Raw genomic sequence first — 20434 nt, forward strand, 5'->3', positions numbered from 1 at the left:
CGCTCGCCCGGGCTGAGCGGCGGACGTCAGGCGGTCTGCCGTGCCGCGGCCCGGCCCGCCGCCCGGCCGGAGAACAGGCAGCCGCCGAGGAAGGTGCCCTCCAGCGCGTTGTAGCCGTGCACCCCGCCGCCGCCGAAGCCGGCCACCTCGCCGGCCGCGTACAGGCCCTCGACGGGGGTGCCGTCGGCGCCCAGCGCGCGGGAGTCGAGGTCGGTCTGGATTCCGCCGAGGGTCTTGCGGGTGAGGATGTGCAGCTTGACGCCGATCAGCGGGCCCGCCGCCGGGTCGAGGATGCGGTGCGGGGTGGCCACCCGGCCGAGGCGGTCGCCGATGTAGCGGCGGGCGTTGCGGATGCCCTGGACCTGGGCGTCCTTGGCGTACGGGTTGGCCATCTGGAGGTCGCGGGCCTCGATCTGGCGCCGCAGTGCGGCGGCGTCCAGGAGCGGCTTGTCGGTCAACCCGTTCATCTTGTCCACCAGTTGCTCCAGGTTCGGCGCGCTCACGAAGTCGGCGCCGTTGCGCAGGAAGGCGTCCACCGGGCCCGGCGCTCCCTTGCCGAGGAGGCGTGTCCGCAGGAAGCCGGCGCGGTCCTTGGCGGTGATGTCGGGGTTCTGCTCGGAGCCGGAGAGCGCGAACTCCTTCTCGATGATCTTCTGGGTGAGCACGAACCAGGAGTGGTCGTGGCCCGCGAGGTCTTCGGCCGTGCGCAGGTGGCGCAGGGTACCGAGGGTGTCGTAGCCGGGCAGGCAGGGCTCGGGCAGCCGGCGGCCGAGGGCGTCGAACCACATCGAGGACGGTCCTGGCAGGATGCGGATGCCGTGGCCGGGCCAGATCGGGTCCCAGTTGCGCAGGCCCTCCGTGTAGTGCCACATACGGTCGCGGTTGACCAGGCGCGCGCCCGCCTCGGCGCTGATGTCGAGCATCCGCCCGTCGACGTAGGCGGGGACACCGGTGACCATCTCGGCGGGCGGGGTGCCCAGGCGCTCGGGCCAGTGGCGGCGGACGATGTCGTGGTCGGCGCCGATGCCGCCGGAGGTGACGATCACGGCCTGCGCGGTGAGTTCGAACTCGCCGCTCGCCTCGCGGCTCGAGGCGACGCCGCGCGGTGAGTCGTCCGCGGCGAGGACGGTGCCGCGTACCCCGCGCGCGGTGCCGCCCTCGACGACCAGGTGGTCTACGCGGTGGCGGTGGTGGAAGGTGAGCAGCCCGTCCCGCGCGGCCTGCTTCGCGTACCGCACGAACGGCTCGACGACTCCCGTGCCGGTGCCCCAGGCGATGTGGAACCTGGGCACGGAGTTGCCGTGCCCGGCGGCCCTCAGGTCGCCGCGCTCGGCCCAGCCCACGGTGGGCAGGAAGGTGATGCCGTGTCCGGCCAGCCAGGACCGCTTCTCCCCCGCCGCCCACTCGACGTACGCCCTGGCCCAGCGCACGGCCCAGGAGTCCTCGTCCTCCATCCGGTCGAAGCCGGCGCTGCCCTGCCAGTCGTTCCAGGCCAGGTCGAAGGAGTCCTTGACGCCGAGCCGCCGCTGCTCGGGGGAGTCGACGAGGAAGAGGCCGCCGAAGGACCAGAAGGCCTGTCCGCCGAGGTTGGCCGCGTTCTCCTGGTCGACCAGGGCGACCCGCCGTCCCCGGCTGGTCAGTTCGTGGGCCGCGACCAGGCCCGCCAGGCCCGCTCCGACCACGATGACGTCGGCATCCATGGCGACCGTCCCTTTCTGTTCCGTCACGGGCGAGTGCCGCCCTCGGTGAGCAGCGCGGTGAGCAGTTGTCCCAGCCAGACCCGGGCGTGCCCGGCGTCCCGGTCCAGGAGCAGTTGGGTGGTGACCCCGTCGTACGCGGCGACCACGGCGTGCGCGGCACCGTCGGCGTCGCCCAGCACGGCGGGCAGGGCGGTGTGCCCGCGCGCCCGGGCGAGCCGGTCGGCGATCGCGCGCCTGAGGCGTGCCCGGTGCTCCAGCAGGGTCCGCGCCACCTCCGGGTCGCGGGCGGCGTGCACCAGGAAGTCGGTCTTCACCAGGAGCCAGTCCCGGTCCAGGAGCAGCACCTCGGTGACGCGCTCCACGGCGGCGGGTACGTCCAGGCCCGGCCCGTCCAGCGCGAGCGCGCCGAAGACCTGCTCCGCGATGAGTTCGGCCCGGTCCCGGTAGAGGGCGAAGAACAGCTCGTCGAGGCTGTCGAAGTTCGAGTAGAAGGCACCCCGGCTGTATCCGGCCGCCTCGCAGACCTCCTCGATCGACACCCGGCCGAACCCCTTGGCGGCGAACACCGCGAAGGCGGCGTCCAGGAGCTTGGCGCGGGTCCGCACGCGCCGCCTGGTCACCCGCCCGCCCGTCGCCCCGACCGCCATGCCCCGGCCCCTTCTCCTCGGTTCCGGCGTTTCGATGCGTGAATGTATCGGATACACCGATGTATCGAAAGGGCCCGGGCAGCGATTGGCAGCGATTGGCAGCGATAGAACGTACATTCGAATGAGGGGTACGCTGGATCCATGACCACGCATCTCCAGGGCTCGCTCTTCGACCAGGCCGACGAGGTCCGGCTCGGCTCCCTCGACGCACTGCGGCGCACCGAGCTCGGCTCCGGGGCCTGGATCGACCTGCTCCCCGGGTGGCTGGGCGGAGCGGACGCGCTGTTCGAGCAGCTGGCCGGCGAGGTCCCCTGGCGCGCGGAGCGGCGTGCCATGTACGACCAGGTGGTCGACGTACCCCGGCTGCTCGCGTTCTACGGCGCGGGCGACCCGCTGCCGCACCCGCTGCTGTCCGAGGCGCGCGACGCGCTGTCCGCGCACTACGCCGGGGAGCTGGGCGAGCCGTTCACGACGGCGGGGCTCTGCCACTACCGCGACGGCCGGGACAGCGTCGCCTGGCACGGCGACCGGATCGGGCGCGGAGCCCACCGGGACACGATGGTCGCCATCCTCTCGGTCGGAGCACCCCGGGACCTGCTGCTGCGACCGGCGGGCGGGGGCGGCGAGACCGTGCGACGCCCGCTGGGCCACGGCGACCTGATCGTGATGGGCGGCTCCTGCCAGCGCACCTGGGAGCACTGCATACCCAAGAGCACCCGCGCCGCCGGGCCCCGCATCAGCGTCCAGTTCCGCCCGCACGGCGTGCGCTGAGGGTCGCGCCGCGGTCCGCGTGCCGCTTCTGGTTGGCTGTCCTCGCGGGGCAGCCACCTGGAATGCGGGAGACCATGAGCGCGGACGTACGGCACGTGGCCGACGGCACCTATCTGGTGCACGGCGGCAACACCAACTGGGTCATCCTCACCGACGGCGACGCGGTGACCCTCGTCGACACCGGCTACCCCGGCGACCGCCGGCTGCTGCTCGACTCCCTGGCCGCCGTCGGGAGTTCGCCCGAGGCCGTGGCGGCCGTGCTGATCACCCACGCCCACAACGACCACCTGGGCTCGGCCGAGTACCTGCGCGCCGCCCACGGCACCCCGGTCCTGCTCCACGCGGCCGAGGTGCCCCACGCCCGGCGCGACTTCCTCCAGCAGGTGTCCGTCGGCAGGGTGCTGCGCAACGCCTGGCGGCCCGGGGTGCTGCCGTGGACGGCACATGTGCTGCGCTCCGGCGGCACCGAGCAGCACCCGGTGACCGCGCCCGCCCCCTTCCCGGCGGACGGTCCCCTCGACCTGCCCGGCCGGCCGGTGCCGGTGCACACCCCCGGGCACACCGACGGCCACTGCGTCTACCACCTCCCCGACGCCGGGGTGGTGATCTCCGGCGACGCGCTGGTGAGCGGGCATGCCGTCTCCCGGATCGAGGGACCGCAGCTGCTGCCCGACATGTTCCACCACGACCGGGCACGGGCGGTCGCCTCGCTGGACGTCCTCGCGGGTCTCGAGGGCGACCTCCTGCTCCCCGGGCACGGTCCCGTCCACCGCGGGCCGGTGAAGGACGCCGCGGCACGGGCCCGGGAACGGGCGTTCTAGAGTCGGGGCATGGCCTTGCAGATCAGCGCCACCAATCCGGAGCACCCCGCGCTCCTGCTCGAACTGCCCTGGCAGACGCCGCTGGAGCAGTGGCCCGAGGAGTACCTCGTGCCGCTGCCGCGCGGCATCTCCCGGCACGTGGTCCGCTACGCGCGCGCCGGGGACGAGGTGATCGCGGTCAAGGAGCTGGCCGAACGGCCCGCGCTGCGCGAGTACCAGCTGCTGCGCGACCTTGACCGGCTCGCCATCCCGGCGGTGGACGCGCTGGCCGTGATCACCGGCCGTACGGACACCGCGGGCGGCGCACTGGAGCCGGTGCTGGTCACCCGGCACCTGGGCGGCTCGCAGCCGTACCGGTCGATGTTCGAGACGACGCTGCGCCCGGCGACCATGCACCGTCTGATGGACGCCCTCGCGGTGCTGCTGGTCCGGCTGCACCTGGCCGGGTTCGCCTGGGGGGACTGCTCGCTGTCCAACACGCTCTTCCGGCGCGACGCGGGCGCCTACGCCGCCTACCTGGTCGACGCCGAGACCGGGGAACTGCACCCCCGGCTCAGCCCCGGGCAGCGCGACTACGACCTCGACCTCGCCCGGGTGAACATCAGCGGCGAGCTGCTCGACCTGGAGGCGTCGGGGGCGCTGCACCCCTCCGTCGACCCGGTGGACTTCGGCACCGAGATCTGCGCCCGCTACGGACGCCTGTGGGAGGAGCTGACCCGCACCTCCGTCTATCCGGCGGGCAAGTACCACTACATCGAGCGCCGGATCCGGCGCCTGAACGACCTCGGCTTCGACGTGGCCGAGATGCAGATAGAGCACGCCTCCAACGGCGACACGGTCACCTTCGTGCCCAAGGTGGTCGACGCCGGTCACCACCAGCGCCAGTTGCTGCGTCTGACCGGCCTGGACGCCGAGGAGAACCAGGCCAGGCGGCTGCTCACCGACCTGGAGAGCTGGATGGCCACCCAGGACGACTACGCCCCGGGCGACCCCCTCGGCGCCCGCCCGGAGGTCCTGGCCCACCGCTGGGTGCGCGAGGTGTTCCGCCCCACCGTGCGCGCGGTGCCGGTGGAGCTGCGCGGTGCGATGGACCCGGCGGAGATCTACCACGAGCTGCTGGAGCACCGCTGGTACCTGTCCGAGCGGGCCCAGCACGACATCGGCCTGGACACGGCCGTCGACGACTACATCGTCAACATCCTGCCCAGGGCCCGCGAGACCCTCCAGCCCACGGCGGACTGAGCGGCGGCGTACCGGGGCCTCACGTGTGCGGGACCACCGCCACCGGGCACTCGGCGTGATGCAGCACGCCGTGCGCCACCGAGCCGATCCGGGCGCCGACGGCCGTACGGCGGGCGCGGCGGCCGACGACCATCAGCTGGGCGCCGCCGGCCGCCGAGAGCAGCACCTGGCCGGCACTGCCCATCTCCACGTGCTCGACCACCGGCACGTCGGGGAAGCGCTCGCGCCACGGCCCGAGCGCCTCGCCGAGCGCCTTCCTCTCGTACTGCTCCAGTCCCCCGGCCTCGTCGGCGAGCGCCATCGAGCCGGGGCTGTAGGTGAACACCGTCGGCAGGGCCCAGGCCCGTACCGCTCGCACGGCGGCGCCGCGCGCGGCGGCCGCCTCGAAGGCGAACCCGACGACGTCGGCGCTGTCCTCCGGCTCGCCCTGCTGGCCCACGACGACCTCGCGGCCCGCGGCCTCCGCGGCGGCCTCGTCACCGGCCCGCACGAGGACGACCGGCCCGGTCGCCTCGGCGATCACCTGCCGGCCGACCGAGCCGAGCAGGAAGCCGACGACCGCCCCGTGCCCGCGCGAGCCGAGCACCAGCGTCTCGGCGTCGGCCGCGGCGGCGAGCAGTGCCGCGACGTCGTCGCCCTCGCGGATCTCGGTGGACACCGTGAGGTCGGGGTGCCGTGCGGTGACGGTCCCGACCGACTCGGCGACGGACTCCCGCACCCACCGCTCCTGGGTGTCCCGGTCCACCGTGCCGGCCACCCCCTGCCCCTGGAAGCGCCACGCGTGCACGACATGCAGCGGCCTTCCGCGGCGGACCGCCTCCCTGGCGGCCCAGGCCAGCGCGGCCAGACTCTCCTCGGAACCGTCCACACCTGCCGTGATCGGGCGCGTCATGCGGGTCCCTCCCTGTGTCGCACTCACGTCGTTCATGGGGCCCAGTCTTCCCCAAGCCGCCCCGTGAGCCCGCACGGGGAGCGGGTGAGGGCCGACGCCTCCGCGCCGCCTGAGCGAGGTGCGGCGATCGAACATACGATGGGCTGCAGGCCGGTGCGGTGACGGGGACGCCGTGCCGTGAATCCGGCCGCTCGACGTGGGGGACGCATGGCACAGGCCGACGCGGAGACACGGACCGTCATCATGACCGTGGACGACGATCCGGGGGTCTCCCGCGCCGTCGCCCGCGATCTGCGGCGGCGCTACGGCGCCACGTACCGGATCGTGCGCGCGGAGTCCGGCGAGTCGGCGCTCGAGGCGCTGCGTGAGCTGAAGCTGCGCGGCGACCTGGTGGCCGTGCTCCTGGCCGACTTCCGGATGCCGCAGATGAACGGCATCGAGTTCCTCGAACAGGCCCTGGACGTGTATCCGGGCGCCCGGCGCGTGCTGCTGACGGCGTACGCGGACACCAACGCGGCGATCGACGCGATCAACGTCGTCGACCTGGACCACTACCTGCTCAAGCCCTGGGACCCGCCCGAGGAGAAGCTCTACCCGGTCCTCGACGACCTCCTCCAGGCCTGGCGCGCCGGCGACCACCGGCCGGTGCCCAGCACCAAGGTCGTCGGGCACCGCTGGTCGGCGCGGTCCTCGGAGGTCCGCGAGTTCCTGGCCCGCAACCAGGTGCCGTACCGCTGGTACTCGTGTGACGACCCGGAGGGGCGGCGGCTGCTGTCGGCGGCCGGCCAGGACGGGCAGCGGCTGCCGGTGGTGATCACGCCGGACGGGACCCCGCTGGTGGAGCCGGAGGCACCCGACCTGGCCGCGCGGGTGGGTCTGGCGACCACGCCGACGGCCGACTTCTACGACCTGGTGGTGATCGGCGGCGGCCCGGCCGGGCTCGGCGCGGCCGTGTACGGGGCCTCGGAGGGGCTGCGGACGGTGCTGGTGGAGCGGTCGGCGACCGGCGGGCAGGCCGGGCAGAGCTCCCGCATCGAGAACTACCTCGGCTTCCCCGACGGCGTGTCCGGCGGCCAGCTCACGGAGCGGGCCCGGCGGCAGGCCGCGAAGTTCGGCGCCGAGATCCTCACCGCCCGCGAGGTGACCGCTCTGGAGGCGGGCGGCGCGGCGCGGATCGTGCGGTTCTCGGACGGCTCGGCGATCGCGGCGCACAGCGTGATCCTGGCGACCGGCGTCTCCTACCGGCAGCTGTCCGCGCCCGGCACGGACGACCTCACCGGCTGCGGGGTGTTCTACGGGTCGGCACTGACCGAGGCCGCCTCCTGCCAGGGTCACGACGTGTACATCGTCGGCGGCGCCAACTCGGCCGGGCAGGCGGCGATGTACCTGGCCCGGGGCGCCAAGTCGGTGACGCTGCTGGTGCGCGGCGAATCCCTGGCGGCGTCGATGTCGTACTACCTGATCCAGCAGATCGAGGAGACGCCCAACATCCGCGTGCGCTGCGGCACGGTCGTCGAGAGCGCGCACGGCGACGGCCACCTGGAGCGGCTGACCCTGCGCGACGCGGCGGGCGGCGGCACGGAGCTCGTGGACGCGCAGTGGCTGTTCGTGTTCATCGGGGCGGCCCCGCTGACCGACTGGCTGGACGGCACGGTGCTGCGGGACGAGCGCGGGTTCATCCTCGCCGGGCCGGACCTCACGCCGGACGGGCGGCCGCCGGCCGAGTGGGAGCTGGACCGGCCGCCGTATCACCTGGAGACCAGCGTCCCGGGCGTGTTCGTGGCGGGCGACGCCCGCGCGGAGTCCGCCAAGCGGGTCGCGTCCGCCGTCGGAGAGGGAGCCATGGCCGTGATGCTCGTCCACCGTTATCTGGAGCAGTCGTGAGCGGGCGGCCGATGCCCTGCAGCCCCGAGGAGATCGGGGCGCTGTTCCTGTTCGAGAAGCTGACGCCCGAGCAGCTGGGCCGGCTGTGCGCCGAGGGCCGCGTCGAGCTGTTCGAGCCCGGGCCGGTGTACGCCGAGGGCGAGGACGCGACGTGCTTCTACGTGATGCTGGAGGGAACCGTCGTGCTGACCCGCCGGGTCGGCGGCGACGACGTGGAGACCAACCGCACCTCGCAGCCCGGGGTGTACGCGGGCGCGATGCAGGCGTACGTCGGTGACCGGGTGCCGCAGGTCTACAACAACTCCATGCGGGTCACCGCGCCGACGCGGTTCTTCGTGCTGCCCGCGGACACGTTCGCGGCCGTCATGCGGGAGTGGTTCCCGATGGCGGTGCATCTGCTGGAGGGGCTCTTCTTCGGGTCCAAGAACACCCAGCGGGCCATCGGCCAGCGCGAGCGGCTGCTGGCGCTCGGCTCGCTGTCCGCCGGTCTCACCCACGAGCTGAACAACCCGGCGGCGGCCGCGGTCCGGGCCACCTCGACGCTGCGGGAGCGGGTGGCGAAGATGCGGCACAAGCTCGCCGTGATCGCCGAGGGCCCGTTCTCCCGCGACGCGCTCGCGGGGCTCATCGAGATACAGGAGCGCACGGCGGAGCGGGTCGCCAAGGCGCCCACGCTCAGCCCGCTGGAGGCCTCCGACCGCGAGGACGCTCTCGGCGACTGGCTGGAGGACCACGGCATCGAGCACGGCTGGCAGCTCGCGCCGACCTTCGTGCAGGCCGGTCTGGACACCGAGTGGCTGGAGCAGGTCGCGGCGGCCGTGGACGAGGAGATCCTGCCGGGCGCGGTCGGCTGGCTCAACTACACGGTCGAGACGGAGCTGCTGATGAACGAGATCGCGGACTCCACCGCCCGCATCTCGCACCTGGTGGACGCGGCCAAGCAGTACGCACAGCTCGACCGGGCGCCCTACCGGACCGTCGACGTCCACGAACTCCTCGACAGCACCCTGCTGATGCTCTCCGGGAAGATCGGCCCGCGGATCGAGGTCGTCAAGGAGTACGACCGTACGGCGCCGGAGGTCCCGGCGTATCCGGCGGAGCTGAACCAGGTGTGGACCAACCTGATCGACAACGCGGTCGCCGCGGTGAACGCCGCGGGCGGCGAGGGCACGCTGACCGTGCGGACCGCGCTCCATCACGACCGGCTGCTGGTGGAGTTCCGCGACACCGGCACCGGGATCGCCCCGGAGATCCGGGAGCGCATCTTCGACCCGTTCTTCACCACCAAGCCGGTGGGCGAGGGCACCGGGCTCGGCCTGGACATCTCCTGGCGGATCGTGGTCAACAAGCACCACGGCACGCTCCAGGTCGAGTCCGTGCCGGGCGACACCCGTTTCCAGGTGCTCCTGCCGCTCACCGCCGCCGCATCCGACCCGACCGAGCCGCCCGACCCGCCCGACCCCACCGATCCGACCGAGGAGCCGGTATGACCAGCGACACCGGAATCGACCCCACCGTCCCGCCGAGCGGCACCGGCTGCGTCGAGTGCGACGCGGCGGGCGGCTGGTGGTTCCATCTGCGGCGCTGCGCGAGCTGCGGCCACGTCGGCTGCTGCGACAGCTCACCCGGACAGCACGCGACCGGCCACTACCGGTCCACCGGCCACCCGATGGTGCAGAGCTTCGAGCCGGACGAGGACTGGTACTGGGACTACGCGACCAACGAGGTCCGGGAGTCCGGTCCGCGGCTCGCCGCGCCGGGCAGCCACCCCGACGACCAGCCGACGCCCGGACCCGCCGGACGCGTCCCGGCGGACTGGGCCACGACGCTGCGGCGCTGAGCCCGTGCGGGCCGCTGAAGCCCGCCGTCCCCGTCCGGCGCGCGCCGTGCGGTGCGTTGCGGCCGAGGCGATGCCGCCGGGCGCCCCGCCGGTCCGCGCACCCGCCGGGGGACCGGTTGCCGGACCCGCGTGCCAGGATGGACAGCGTGCCGCAGACCTCACTCACCAGCCCGCTCGTCGGCCGCGAGGACGAACTCGCGCGTCTCACCGGCGTACTGGAACGCGCCCGCGCCGGCGAGGCCCGCGCGGTGCTCGTCGCCGGGGACGCCGGGGTCGGCAAGACCCGGACCCTGGACGAGGTCGCGGGCCGGGCCGTCGCGGCCGGGACGACCGTGCTCACCGGGCACTGCGTGGACCTGGGCGACGTCGGCCTGCCGTATCTGCCGTTCACCGAGATCCTGGGCGTGCTGGCCGCCGACGAACGGTTCGCCGCCGTGCTGGCCGCGCACCCGGTGGCCGACCGGCTGCTCGGCGGCGGTCCGGACGACGGGAGCGCCGCCACCCGCTCGCGGCTGCGACTCTTCGAGGGTGTGGCCGCCCTGCTCACCGACCTGGCGGACGTCGCGCCGCTGCTGCTGGTCCTGGAGGACCTGCACTGGGCCGACCAGTCCTCCCGGGACCTGCTGAGGTTCCTGCTCAGCCGGGGAGTGCTGCAACGGCCCGCGGGCGGGACTCCCGGCCACCGGCTCGCGCTGTTCGCCTCGTACCGGGCGGACGACCTGCACCGCCGCCATCCGCTGCGTCCGCTGCTGGCCGAGCTGGTGCGCCTGCCCGGCGTGGAGCGGCTGGAGCTGCGGCCCCTGCCGGACGCCGACGTGGCCCGGCTGGTGCGCTCGCTGCGGGAGCGCCCGCTGCCGGACACCACGGTGCACCGGATCGTCGAACGCGCCGAGGGCAACGCCTTCTACGCCGAGGAGCTGGTGGCGGCCACGTCCGCGCCCGCCGGTGGCGTTCCCAGCGGGCTGGCCGACGTCCTGCTCATCCGGTTCGAGCAGTTGTCCGAGACCGCCCAGCAGGTGCTGCGCACCGCCGCCGTCGCGGGCCGCCGGGTGGGGCACGACCTGCTGCGGGACGCCGTGGGGCTGCCCGAGGACGAGCTGGAGACGGCGCTGCGCGAGGCGGTGGAGCGGCAGTTGCTGGTCTCCGGCGACGGGGACCTGTACTCCTTCAGGCACGCCCTCGCGCGGGAGGCGGTCTACGCCGACCTGCTCCCCGGTGAACGGGCCCGGCTGCACGGCGCGTTCGCCCGGCTGCTCGCCGGACCCGGCCACCGGTCCGACAGCGCGGCCGAGCGCGCCCACCACTACCGCGAGAGCCACGACCTGCCGGAGGCGCTCGCCGCCTCCCTGGAGGCCGCCGACCACGCCCAGCACGTCGGCGCCCCCGCCGAGGAGCTGCGGCACGTCGAGGCGGCCCTGGACCTGTGGTCGGCGGTCGACTCCGCCGCGCGCCCCGCCGGACCCGACGCGGTGACGCTCACGCTGCGCGCCTCGGCGGCCGCCGCGCACGCCGGGGAGCTGCACCGCGCGGTCTCCCTCACCCGGTCCGCGCTGGCCGGCCTCGGCCAGGACGCGGACCTGGAGCTCGCCGCCCGCGTCCGCTACACACTCGCCGGGAACCTGCTGAGCGTCGACAACCTGTCGGCCGCGTACGCCCACAGCAGCGAGGCGCTGGACCTGATCCCCGCCGAGCCGCCGTCCTCGACGTGGGTGTGGGCGGCGGCCACGCATGTGACGACGGCCCGCCAGGTCGGGGAGAACGGGACGGCGCTGCGGGTGGCCCGCCGGGCCCTGGGGGTCGCCAAGGAGCTGGGGGTCACCGACGCCCGCGCCGACCTTCTGATCTCCCTGACGAGTCTGGAGGGCGGCAACCGCTCCACGCCGGTGGGCCGGGAGCGGCTGCTGGAGGCACGCGAGCTGGCGCGGCGGGCGGGCAACGCGCCCGTGGAGCTGCGCGCGCTGTTCAACCTCGCCATCGGCAGCTTCGAGTCCGGTGACCTGGAGGACTGCCTGCTCTGGGCGTCGGAGGGCCTGGACCGGGCCCGCCGCTCCGGGCTGCTGTCCTCGCCGTATCCGCGGGAGATGCGGTATCTGCGACTGCTCGTCCAGTACACGCTGGGCCGCTGGGACGAGGTGTTGCGCGAGTCCGCCGAGCAGCCCGGTCAGGGCCCGGCCGTGAGCGGTCACGCCCTCGGGCCCGGGCTGTACGTGGCGCTGGCGCGCGGCGACTTCGGTGCGGCCGAGCGGGCCCGGGCCCTGCTGGAGGGGCCGTTCGACTGGATGGCGCGGATGGTCGGGGCTGTCGTGCTGACCGACGCGGCGGCGCTGCGCGGGGACGCCGAGGACGCGGTGCGGTGGATGCGGTCCAGTGTCGAGGCGCTCAGAGAGGCGGGCTCGCGGCCCGCCGTGACCGTCCGGCTCGCCACCCTCGCGCTGACCGCGGTCGCCGACACCGTGGCCGAGCTGCGCCGGGCCGGGGACACGGCGGGGGTGGCCCGCTGGACGGACACGGCGGCCGAGCTGCTGGCCGACGCCCGCTGGTCCGCCGAGCACGGCTACGACGACGTGCCCCAGGGCCCGGAGGGCCAGGCGTGGCTGGCGCGCGCGGAGGCCGAGTGGTCCCGGGTCTCCGCCGCCGCACCGGACCCGGCGGCCTGGGAGAGGGCGGTGGCCGCCTTCACGTACGGCGACGCCTACGAACGTCTGCGGTGCCGGCTGCGGCTGGCCGAGGCCCTGCTGGCGGCCGACCGCCGTGACGAGGCGAGCGCCGAGGCCGACGCCGTACGCCGGGAGGCCGACCGGCTGGGCGCCACGGTGCTGCGCGAGCGGCTCGACGACCTGGCCCGCCGCGGCCGGCTCACGGACCCGGCGCCGGGCGGGGGCGGCGCGGCGGCGCTGACCGCCCGCGAGCAGGACGTGCTGCGGCTGCTCGCCCTGGGCCGCAGCAACCGGCAGATCGGCGAGGAGCTGTTCATCAGCGCCAAGACGGCGAGCGTCCACGTCTCCAACATCCTCGCCAAGCTGAACGCGGCGAGCCGCACGGAGGCGGTCGCCATCGCCTACCGGCAGGGCCTGATCGCTCCGGAGCCCACGTCGCCGCGCTGACACGGGCACCGGGAACCCCCGCCGCCCGGTGGACGTTGACCCGGCACCGGCACCCCCACCCGGAGCGCGAACCAGGACACAGGGCGGCACGATGAGCGAATTGGTCCCCGGGGGCAACGTCCCTCTGCCGGGCGGTCCCGTGAGCGTGCGGGTTCCCGCCGGCTTCGACGTGTCGGCGCTCGTCACGGACGACGCCGGCAAGGTCGGCGGCGACGAGGACTTCGTCTTCTACAACCAGCCGCGGGCACCCGGCGCCCGGCTGCGCGAGGACACGCTCACCGTCGATCCCGCGCGACTGCGCCCCGGTGCCACCCGGGTGACGGTGGCGGTCGGCCCGTCGGACCCCGGCACGGCGCTGAGCGCCCTCCCCTCCCCCACCGTCCATGTCACCGACGCCCGCGGCCGGAACCTGACCCGGTTCACCCCCGCGCGTCCCGGGCAGGTGAGCGTGCTGCTGCTCGTGGAGTTCTACCGGCGGGGCGAGGGCTGGAAGTTGCGCGCGCTCGGCCAGGGGTACGCGGACGGGCTGGCCGGTCTCGCCCGGGACTTCGGGGTGGAGGTCGTCGACGACGCCCCGGCTCCCGACGGGGCACCGGCGCCACCCGCAGCCGACGCCGACGGCTTCCTGGAGCTGGTCAACTCCGCCCGGAGCACAGCCGGTTCACGTCCCGTCTCGGCCGACTCCCGCCTGGTCTCCGCGGCCCGGGCGCACGCCGCCGCCATGGCCGCCGCGGGGAGGCTGAGCGTCGAGACGCGGGACGGCGTCTCCGTCCACCAGCGCGTCGTCCGTGCCGGGTTCGCGTATCTCACCGTCGGCGAGCACCTGGTCTCCGGCCCGCGTACGCCCGCCGAGTTCGTCGCGTACTGCCTGGGCACCGAGCGCACCCGGCGCACGCTGCAGGACGCCGCCTTCACACACGCCGGGTGGGCGTACGTCACCGGCGGGCCCTCGGGCGACACGTACTGGACCGCGCTGTGGGCCGCGCCGCTCACCCCGGACGGTCTGTCCCGTACGACGGCGGAGGTCGTCGACCTCACCAACCGGCGGCGGGCCGCGGCGGGACTGCCGGCCCTGGCCGTCGACACCCGGCTGACCGCCGCCGCGCAGGCACACAGCACGGACATGGTGGACCGCGACTTCTACTCGCACACCGACCCCGACGGCGGCAAGCCCTGGGACCGGGCCGCGGCCGCGGGCGCCACCCGGCGCACGGTCGGCGAGAACATAGCGTGCGGCCAGCGCTCCCCCGCCGACGTCGTCGAGGGCTGGATGAACAGCCCCGGGCACCGCGCCAACATCCTCAAGGCCGACTTCACGCACATCGGCGTCGGCCTGGCCGGCGGCGGCCGGGCGGGCACCTACTGGACCCAGCTCTTCGGCGGCTGAACACGGCCCCGGCACCCGATCTTGGCGGAACGGGACGCTCCGGGCCAGGATGCCGGTATGAAGGGTGACCTCTTTTCCAGCGAGCACATGGTGCAGCCCGCGACCGCGCCGGGCATGACCGTCGAGAATTCCAAGTGCATCCGTTACGCGGTGAACGGCGAGATGCTGGCCCGGCAGGGCGCGATGATCGCCTACCGGGGCAGTCTGCAGTTCGAACGCAAGGGCCAGGGCGTGGGCGGCATGCTCAAGCGCGCGGTCACCGGGGAGGGGCTGCCGCTGATGGCGGTGCGCGGGCAGGGTGAGGCCTGGTTCGCGAACGAGGCCCAGAACTGCTTCGTCGTCGAGGTCGAGCCCGGCGACGAGTTCACCGTGAACGGCCGCAACGTCCTGTGCTTCGACGCGTCGCTGTCGTACCGCATCGCCACCGTGAAGGGCTCGGGCATCGCGGGCGGCGGGCTGTTCAACAGCGTCTTCACCGGGCAGGGCAGGCTGGGGCTGGTGTGCGAGGGCAATCCCCTGGTCATCCCGGTCTCGCACCAGTACCCGGTCCACGTCGACACGGACGCGATCGTCGGCTGGTCCGCCGGTCTGGCGACCTCCCTGCACCGTTCGCAGTCCATCGGCTCGATGCTGCGCGGCGGTTCCGGAGAGGCCGTCCAACTGGTGCTCCAGGGAGAGGGCTTCGTCGTCGTCCGGCCGAGTGAGGCGACGCCGCAGAAGACGCAGCAGCACTGAGAGACTCACGACGGACGCGGATCACCGCCCGCGCCGGAAGGAAGACTGCCTTGATCCAGATCACGGAGATCGAAGCCGCGGCCGAGCGGATCGCCCACCATGTCGTACGCACCCCGACCGTGCCCAGCCCCGGGCTGTCCGCGCTGCTCGGCGTCCCGGTCACCGCGAAGCTGGAGCTGCTCCAGCGCACCGGTTCGTTCAAGGCGCGCGGCGCGACGGCGAAGCTGCTGTCGCTGACCGAGGCCGAGCGGGCCGCGGGCGTCGTCGCGGTCAGCGGCGGCAACCACGGCATCGCGGTGGCGGTCATGGCCGCAGCCCTCGACGTGAAGGCCACGGTGGTCATGCCGCGTACGGCGCCGGCCCGTTCCGTGGAGATCGCCGAGGAGGCGGGCGCGCTGGTGCGGCTCACCGACGGCATGGACAGTGCCTTCGCGCTCGTCACCCGGCTCCAGGAGGAGGGGCTGACCCTGGTCCACCCCTTCGACGACCCGGTGGTGATCGCGGGGCAGGGCACCGTGGGGCTGGAGTTCGCCGAGGACGCCGGGGAGCTCACCGACGTGGTGGTGAGCATCGGGGGCGGCGGCCTGATCGCGGGCGTGGCGGCGGCGCTGCGGGCACTGCGGCCCGGCGTGCGGATCTGGGGCGTGGAGACCGAGGGCGCCGAGGCCATGTCCCGGGCGCTGGCGGCGGGCGGGCCGCTCGCGGTGCCGCTGTCCTCATTCGTCACCACCCTCAGCGCCCCGTCCGTCTCGCAGGTGACGTACGACCATGTGTCGGAGCTGGTCACCGAGGTGCTCGTGGTGCCGGACCGGGAGGCCGTGCGGGGTACGCTCGCGCTCGCCGAGCACGCGAAGGTGTGGACCGAGCCGGCCGCCGGCTGTCTGCTGCCGGCGGCCCGGCGCGTGGTGGAGCGGGTGGGGGACGACGCCCGGATCGGGCTCGTGGTGTGCGGAGGCAACGCCACCGTCGCCGACACGGCCGCGTGGACCGACCGCTTCGGACTCCGCTGACGTCCGCCCGGCCGGGGCCGGGTGCGCGCCCGCACGGACGCTTTCCCCGTACGCCCCTCGGTCGTACGCGTGTTCGCCGCTTTTGAAGAAGGGTCAGAAACGGGGCGGCAAGGCGCCGCCGCTGAACGCACCCCGGCCCCCTCGACGTACCTCTGGGCAAGCCGAGAGCCGGCGGTGCGAACGAGGGATGGCCATGGGCAGGGCGCGCGTCTCCACACACGAGTTGATCGCCGGACGGTACCGCCTGCTCGAGGTCGTCCACCGCGAGACGAATCGTGTCCACTGGTGCGGTGAGGACGCCACGACGGGCCGCCCGTGCCTGGTCACGCAGCTGGCGCTGCCCCAGGAGCAGGCCGGCGAGGCCGCCCGCCGGGCCACCGGCCGGGTGATCCGCACCGGCGAGACCATGGCGTCGCTGTGCCCGGGGCGGGTCGCCGCGGTGCTCGACGCGGTGGTGGCGGACGGCACGCTGTGGACCGTGACGGAGTGGATCGGCGGTGTCCCGCTCGGTGACCTCCTCGACCGTCAGGGCACGTTCAACTACGCGCGGGCCGCGCGCATCGGCCTGGAGCTGCTGGCCGTGCTGGAGATGGCGCACAGCCAGGGTGTGACGCACGGCGAGCTGAGCCCGGGCCAGGTGTTCGTGCGCGAGGAGGGCCCCGTCGTCGTCACGGGCTTCGGGCTGGCCGGCGCCACCCTCGCCCCGCGCCTCGCCGCACCCTCGTACGCCTCGCCCGAGCAGGCCCGCGACGAGCGGATCGGGCCCGCTGCCGACCTGTGGACGCTGGGCGCGATCCTCTACACGATGGTCGAGGGCCGCCCGCCCTTCCGCGACCGGGGGCGCCCCGAGGCGACGCTGAAGGGCGTGGACCGGCTGCCGCTGCGCACGCCGGTGCGCGCCGGTCCGCTCACCCAGGCCGTGCAGGGGCTGCTGCGCAAGAACTCCCGGGAGCGGCTGACCCGCCCGGTGGTGCGTGAGGCGCTCACCCGGGCGCTGACGGAGGACCGCGACGCGACCGTGCGCGAGGTGCCCCGCCCCCGGCTGCGCGGCGTGTACTGCGCCGCCCGGCAGGCGAGCCGCGACTGGAGCCGGCGGACCATGGTCGCCGGGACCGCCCTGGCCCTCGTCACGGTCACGGTCGCCGTCCTCGCCGTCACCGAAGGGCTCTCGGGTACGGGCGGGGGCTCCGCCACGGGCTCCCGGCAGCGCCCCTCGGTCCCCGCCGCCACGCCCACCGAAGCCGCCCCCTCCTCCCCCGCCGCCCGGCCGAGCCCGAGCGCTTCGCCGGCGGAGCCGGGCACCTCCGTACCGGCCGGCTTCCGCCGCTACGCCGCGCCGGAGGGCTTCTCCGTCGCCCTTCCCGGGAACTGGCGGCGCCTGGACACCTCGCGCGTGCCGGGGGGCGCGTACCGGGTGGTCTTCGGCACGTCGGGCGATCCGCGCACCCTCGCGGTCACCTACAGCGAGCGCGCGGGCGCGGACCCGGTGGCGGTCTGGCGCGACGACGTCGAGCCCGGCCTCGAACGCTCGGGCGGCTACCGGCGGATCGGCGAGATCCGGGCGACCACCTACCGGGGGCGCGAGGCGGCCGACATGGAGTGGCTCACCCGGGACGACGGCACCCGGATCCGCACCTTCGGCCGCGGCTTCCTGCTCGGCGGCGGCCGCAGCTTCTCGCTGCGCTGGACGACTCCGGCGGGCGACTGGGGCGACACCGCGAACGAACGGGCGCTAGCCGCCTTCCTCGGGACCTTCCAAGAGGACGCCGCCTGACCTCTTCCGTACCGTTTCGGCCTGTTTTCCCTCCGGCCGGGCGGGGACTCGGCCGCCATGGCACACATCGGATACACGATGATGACCGAGCAGGCCGGCCCGCGTGAACTCGTCGGCCATCTGGTGCGGGCCGAGGAGGTGGGGTTCGACTTCTCGGTGACCTCGGACCACTACTTCCCCTGGCTGCGCTCGCAGGGCCACTCGCCGTACGCGTGGAGCGTGCTGGGCGCGGCGGCGCAGGCGACCTCCCGCATCCCGCTGATGACGTACGTGACGTGTCCGACCTTCCGCTACCACCCGGCGGTGGTGGCGCAGAAGGCCGCGACGCTGCAGTTGCTCTCCGAGGGCCGGTTCCGGCTGGGGCTCGGCTCGGGCGAGAACCTCAACGAGCACGTGGTGGGCGGTGGCTGGCCGTCCGTCGACGTGCGGCACGAGATGCTGCGGGAGGCCGTGGAGATCATCCGGGCGCTGTTCGAGGGCGGCCACGTGAACCACCGCGGTGCGCACTTCGACGTGGAGTCGGCCCGGCTGTGGGACCTGCCGGAGAGCGCGCCGCCCATCGGCATCGCCGTCTCCGGGGAACGCTCCTGCGAACTGGCGGGCGAGTTCGCCGACCTGGTGATCGCCACCGAGCCCAAGGCGGGGCTGCTGGAGGCCTTCGACCGGCACGGCGGTGGGGGCAAGCCGCGCGTGGGCCAGCTGCCCGTGTCCTACGACCCCGACCGGGCCACGGCAATCAAGCGGGCCCATGCCCAGTTCCGCTGGTTCGGCAGCGGCTGGAAGGTCAACTCCGAACTGCCGCACCCGGACGCCTTCGAGGCGGCCACCCAGTTCGTGACGCCGGACGACGTCGCCGAGTCCATCCCGTGCGGCGACGACCCGGACGCCTTCGTGGCGGCCGTACGCCCGTACGTCGAGGCCGGGTTCACCGAGATCGCCCTGGTGCAGATCGGCGGCGAGTCGCAACCCGCCTTCCTGGACTGGTCGGAGAAGTCCCTGCTGCCCGCGCTGCGCGAGGCGTTCGGCAGGGACTGAGACCCCGTGACCGAAACCCGGGAACGGGCGAATCACCCGGATGACTGAGCATCTTGCCGGTGGGCGGGGTACTAGAGGGCTCTAGGTCCGCTCCCCTGGAGGCCCCGTGAACACCGTCGTGCACAAGACCCTGGTCGTGCAGCTCCAGGCGGGCGACGCCGCCGACCGGTTCCCCGTGCTCGCCCACTTCGGCTACGAGGCGGCGGACCCGTTCGCCCTCACCGTGGTCTTCAGCCATGACGGCCGGGTGCTCGCCCGTTGGACGCTGGACCGGGAGATGGTGGGCGAGGGGCTCACCCGCCCGGTCGGCGTCGGCGACGTGCGGCTGCGGCCCGAGTCGCGGGGCATGTGGGACGAGCTGCGCATCGAGCTGCTGGGCGACGACCGGTCCGACGGGGACCGCCATCGTGCCGTGGTGTTCGTGTGGGCCGCGGCCGTCGAGGCCTTCCTGCGCGAGACGCACACGGTGGTCCGGCCGGGGAGGGAACAGGTCCGCGTCGACGACTTCCTCGCCGAGCTGATGGCGGAGGGCTGAGGGGCAAGGGCGAGAACAACTGGGGGCGAGGGCGCCGCGGGGAGCCTCAGCGTGCCGTGTGCCGGTGCCGGGTCCACAGCGGGATCGCGAACCAGCACAGCAGGTACCAGATCACCACGCCGGTCACGAGGTAGGGCACGAAGCCGTCGTGGGTCGCGACGCGCAGGATCAGCAGGAGCGAGCAGGCCGTCGTCGCGAGCAGCAGCACCAGGCCGAGCACGGTCAACCGGGACGCCCAGCGCACCGCCTGGGGCTTCACGCGCCGCCCGGAGACGAGGCGGTGCAGGGACACCGGCCCGATCAGGGCCCCGGTCGTCACGGCGCCGAGAACCACCGTAATCAAGTAGATCATCTGATCGGTGTCCGAGAGGCGCTCGTACTTCGGCTGGAACACGACGGTGAGCAGGAAGCCGAACAGGATCTGCACACCCATCTGCGCGACGCGGACCTCCTGGATCAGCTCAGTCCACATCCGGTCCGCCCGCTCCTCCTCGCTCTCGTCGCGGCCCTTGCGCCGGCTCGAGCCGGCCACCGAATCCGAGTCCGTCACTGTTCCTCCCGGTGACCGTCTCCTGCGTCCCCTTCCCTCTTCCCGGGATCGCCCCACTCAGGCGCCGCGCCGGGGCGGCGCCTGCCCGGTTTGGGTGATGGGGGGACGGTTACACGGGCCGGGACCGACCACGCGCGGCAAGGAAGGCGAAGGATGTCCGACACTCAGCTCACCGTGACGCTCAACGGCGGCGGCATCGACGACGCACGGGCCATCGTCCGCGCACTGGAGGGCGTCTTCGGGGCTCCCGACGGCCTGCCCTCCGACGAGCGGGCGACGGTGCGCACCGCGACCTTCGACTCCCCGGGCACCCCACGGTCGTCCTCGGCACCGCCGACGGCGGGCGAGGCGCTGTCCGCGCCGGTGACGGTCACCGTGCAGGGCACACCGCAGGCCGTCGAGGCGGCGAGCGAGACGCTGTCCCGCGTCTTCGGCGCGCGGAACGAGGGAGCGGCCTCCGGCGACCAGGAGCGGGAACGGCAGTTGCTCCTGGCGCCGTGAGGCCGG

General features: G+C 74.1%; 18 protein-coding genes. 14 read left to right on the plus strand and 4 right to left on the minus strand.

Features of this window, described 5'->3' with window-relative positions; all coding sequences use genetic code 11:
- Nucleotides 1–26: 26 nt before the first annotated feature.
- Nucleotides 27–1700, minus strand: a complete 1674-nt coding sequence (locus tag ACGH7X_RS03475; RefSeq protein WP_399881459.1) for an FAD-binding dehydrogenase — start codon at nucleotides 1698–1700, stop codon at nucleotides 27–29.
- Nucleotides 1701–1723: 23 nt separating this feature from the next.
- Nucleotides 1724–2347 (minus strand): TetR/AcrR family transcriptional regulator, encoded by a 624-nt coding sequence (locus ACGH7X_RS03480; RefSeq protein ID WP_399881461.1) that lies wholly within the window; start codon nucleotides 2345–2347, stop codon nucleotides 1724–1726.
- 141 nt (nucleotides 2348–2488) lie between these two features.
- On the opposite strand from ACGH7X_RS03480, the gene ACGH7X_RS03485 reads away from it, so the two are divergent.
- The 3 genes from ACGH7X_RS03485 to ACGH7X_RS03495 all read left to right on the plus strand — a co-directional run bounded on the left by ACGH7X_RS03485 (nucleotide 2489) and on the right by ACGH7X_RS03495 (nucleotide 5181).
- Entirely contained in the window at nucleotides 2489–3118 is a 630-nt protein-coding gene (locus tag ACGH7X_RS03485) for an alpha-ketoglutarate-dependent dioxygenase AlkB (protein ID WP_399881463.1), read from the plus strand.
- A gap of 74 nt (nucleotides 3119–3192) precedes the next feature.
- A complete protein-coding gene (locus tag ACGH7X_RS03490) occupies nucleotides 3193–3939 on the plus strand; it encodes an MBL fold metallo-hydrolase (protein ID WP_399881465.1) in 747 nt (248 codons plus the stop codon).
- Nucleotides 3940–3948: 9 nt separating this feature from the next.
- Nucleotides 3949–5181, plus strand: a complete 1233-nt coding sequence (locus tag ACGH7X_RS03495; RefSeq protein WP_399881467.1) for a DUF4032 domain-containing protein — start codon at nucleotides 3949–3951, stop codon at nucleotides 5179–5181.
- A 19-nt stretch (nucleotides 5182–5200) separates the two neighbouring features.
- On the opposite strand, the gene ACGH7X_RS03500 is transcribed toward ACGH7X_RS03495, so the two are convergent.
- Nucleotides 5201–6073 (minus strand): universal stress protein, encoded by an 873-nt coding sequence (locus tag ACGH7X_RS03500; RefSeq protein WP_399881469.1) that lies wholly within the window; start codon nucleotides 6071–6073, stop codon nucleotides 5201–5203.
- 207 nt (nucleotides 6074–6280) lie between these two features.
- Between ACGH7X_RS03500 and ACGH7X_RS03505 the strand changes: the two genes are divergently transcribed.
- From ACGH7X_RS03505 to ACGH7X_RS03550, 10 genes are all read left to right on the plus strand, one after another.
- Nucleotides 6281–7957: an FAD-dependent oxidoreductase gene (locus ACGH7X_RS03505; protein WP_399881471.1), complete on the plus strand. Its 1677-nt coding sequence runs from the start codon at nucleotides 6281–6283 to the stop codon at nucleotides 7955–7957.
- Nucleotides 7958–7968: 11 nt separating this feature from the next.
- A complete protein-coding gene (locus ACGH7X_RS03510; RefSeq protein WP_399896765.1) occupies nucleotides 7969–9447 on the plus strand; it encodes an ATP-binding protein in 1479 nt (492 codons plus the stop codon).
- Nucleotides 9444–9797, plus strand: coding sequence for a UBP-type zinc finger domain-containing protein (locus ACGH7X_RS03515; protein WP_399881473.1), 354 nt, complete (start codon nucleotides 9444–9446; stop codon nucleotides 9795–9797). Before ACGH7X_RS03510 ends, ACGH7X_RS03515 begins: the two co-directional genes overlap by 4 nt.
- Nucleotides 9798–9934: 137 nt before the next feature.
- Nucleotides 9935–12901 carry an AAA family ATPase gene (locus ACGH7X_RS03520; protein ID WP_399881475.1) on the plus strand — a complete coding sequence of 989 codons (2967 nt, stop codon included), beginning with the start codon at nucleotides 9935–9937 and terminating at the stop codon, nucleotides 12899–12901.
- 91 nt (nucleotides 12902–12992) lie between these two features.
- A complete protein-coding gene (locus tag ACGH7X_RS03525) occupies nucleotides 12993–14288 on the plus strand; it encodes a CAP domain-containing protein (RefSeq protein ID WP_399881477.1) in 1296 nt (431 codons plus the stop codon).
- A 57-nt stretch (nucleotides 14289–14345) separates the two neighbouring features.
- Nucleotides 14346–15023 carry an AIM24 family protein gene (locus tag ACGH7X_RS03530; protein WP_399881479.1) on the plus strand — a complete coding sequence of 226 codons (678 nt, stop codon included), beginning with the start codon at nucleotides 14346–14348 and terminating at the stop codon, nucleotides 15021–15023.
- A gap of 50 nt (nucleotides 15024–15073) precedes the next feature.
- Nucleotides 15074–16033, plus strand: a complete 960-nt coding sequence (locus ACGH7X_RS03535) for a threonine/serine dehydratase (RefSeq protein WP_399881481.1) — start codon at nucleotides 15074–15076, stop codon at nucleotides 16031–16033.
- A gap of 187 nt (nucleotides 16034–16220) precedes the next feature.
- Entirely contained in the window at nucleotides 16221–17807 is a 1587-nt protein-coding gene (locus ACGH7X_RS03540) for a serine/threonine protein kinase (RefSeq protein ID WP_399881483.1), read from the plus strand.
- Nucleotides 17808–17864: 57 nt separating this feature from the next.
- A complete protein-coding gene (locus ACGH7X_RS03545) occupies nucleotides 17865–18842 on the plus strand; it encodes an LLM class F420-dependent oxidoreductase (protein WP_399881485.1) in 978 nt (325 codons plus the stop codon).
- 106 nt (nucleotides 18843–18948) lie between these two features.
- Complete coding sequence (locus ACGH7X_RS03550; protein ID WP_399881487.1) at nucleotides 18949–19377, plus strand: SsgA family sporulation/cell division regulator; 429 nt, start codon at nucleotides 18949–18951, stop codon at nucleotides 19375–19377.
- Nucleotides 19378–19423: 46 nt separating this feature from the next.
- On the opposite strand, the gene ACGH7X_RS03555 is transcribed toward ACGH7X_RS03550, so the two are convergent.
- Complete coding sequence (locus tag ACGH7X_RS03555) at nucleotides 19424–19927, minus strand: DUF6328 family protein (RefSeq protein ID WP_399881489.1); 504 nt, start codon at nucleotides 19925–19927, stop codon at nucleotides 19424–19426.
- Nucleotides 19928–20080: 153 nt separating this feature from the next.
- Here ACGH7X_RS03555 and ACGH7X_RS03560 point away from each other — a divergent pair, with 153 nt between their 5' ends.
- Entirely contained in the window at nucleotides 20081–20428 is a 348-nt protein-coding gene (locus tag ACGH7X_RS03560; RefSeq protein WP_399881491.1) for a hypothetical protein, read from the plus strand.
- Nucleotides 20429–20434 lie beyond the last annotated feature (6 nt).

The sequence above is a fragment of the Streptomyces sp. BBFR51 genome (assembly GCF_044591655.1).
Classification (GTDB): Bacteria; Actinomycetota; Actinomycetes; order Streptomycetales; family Streptomycetaceae; genus Streptomyces.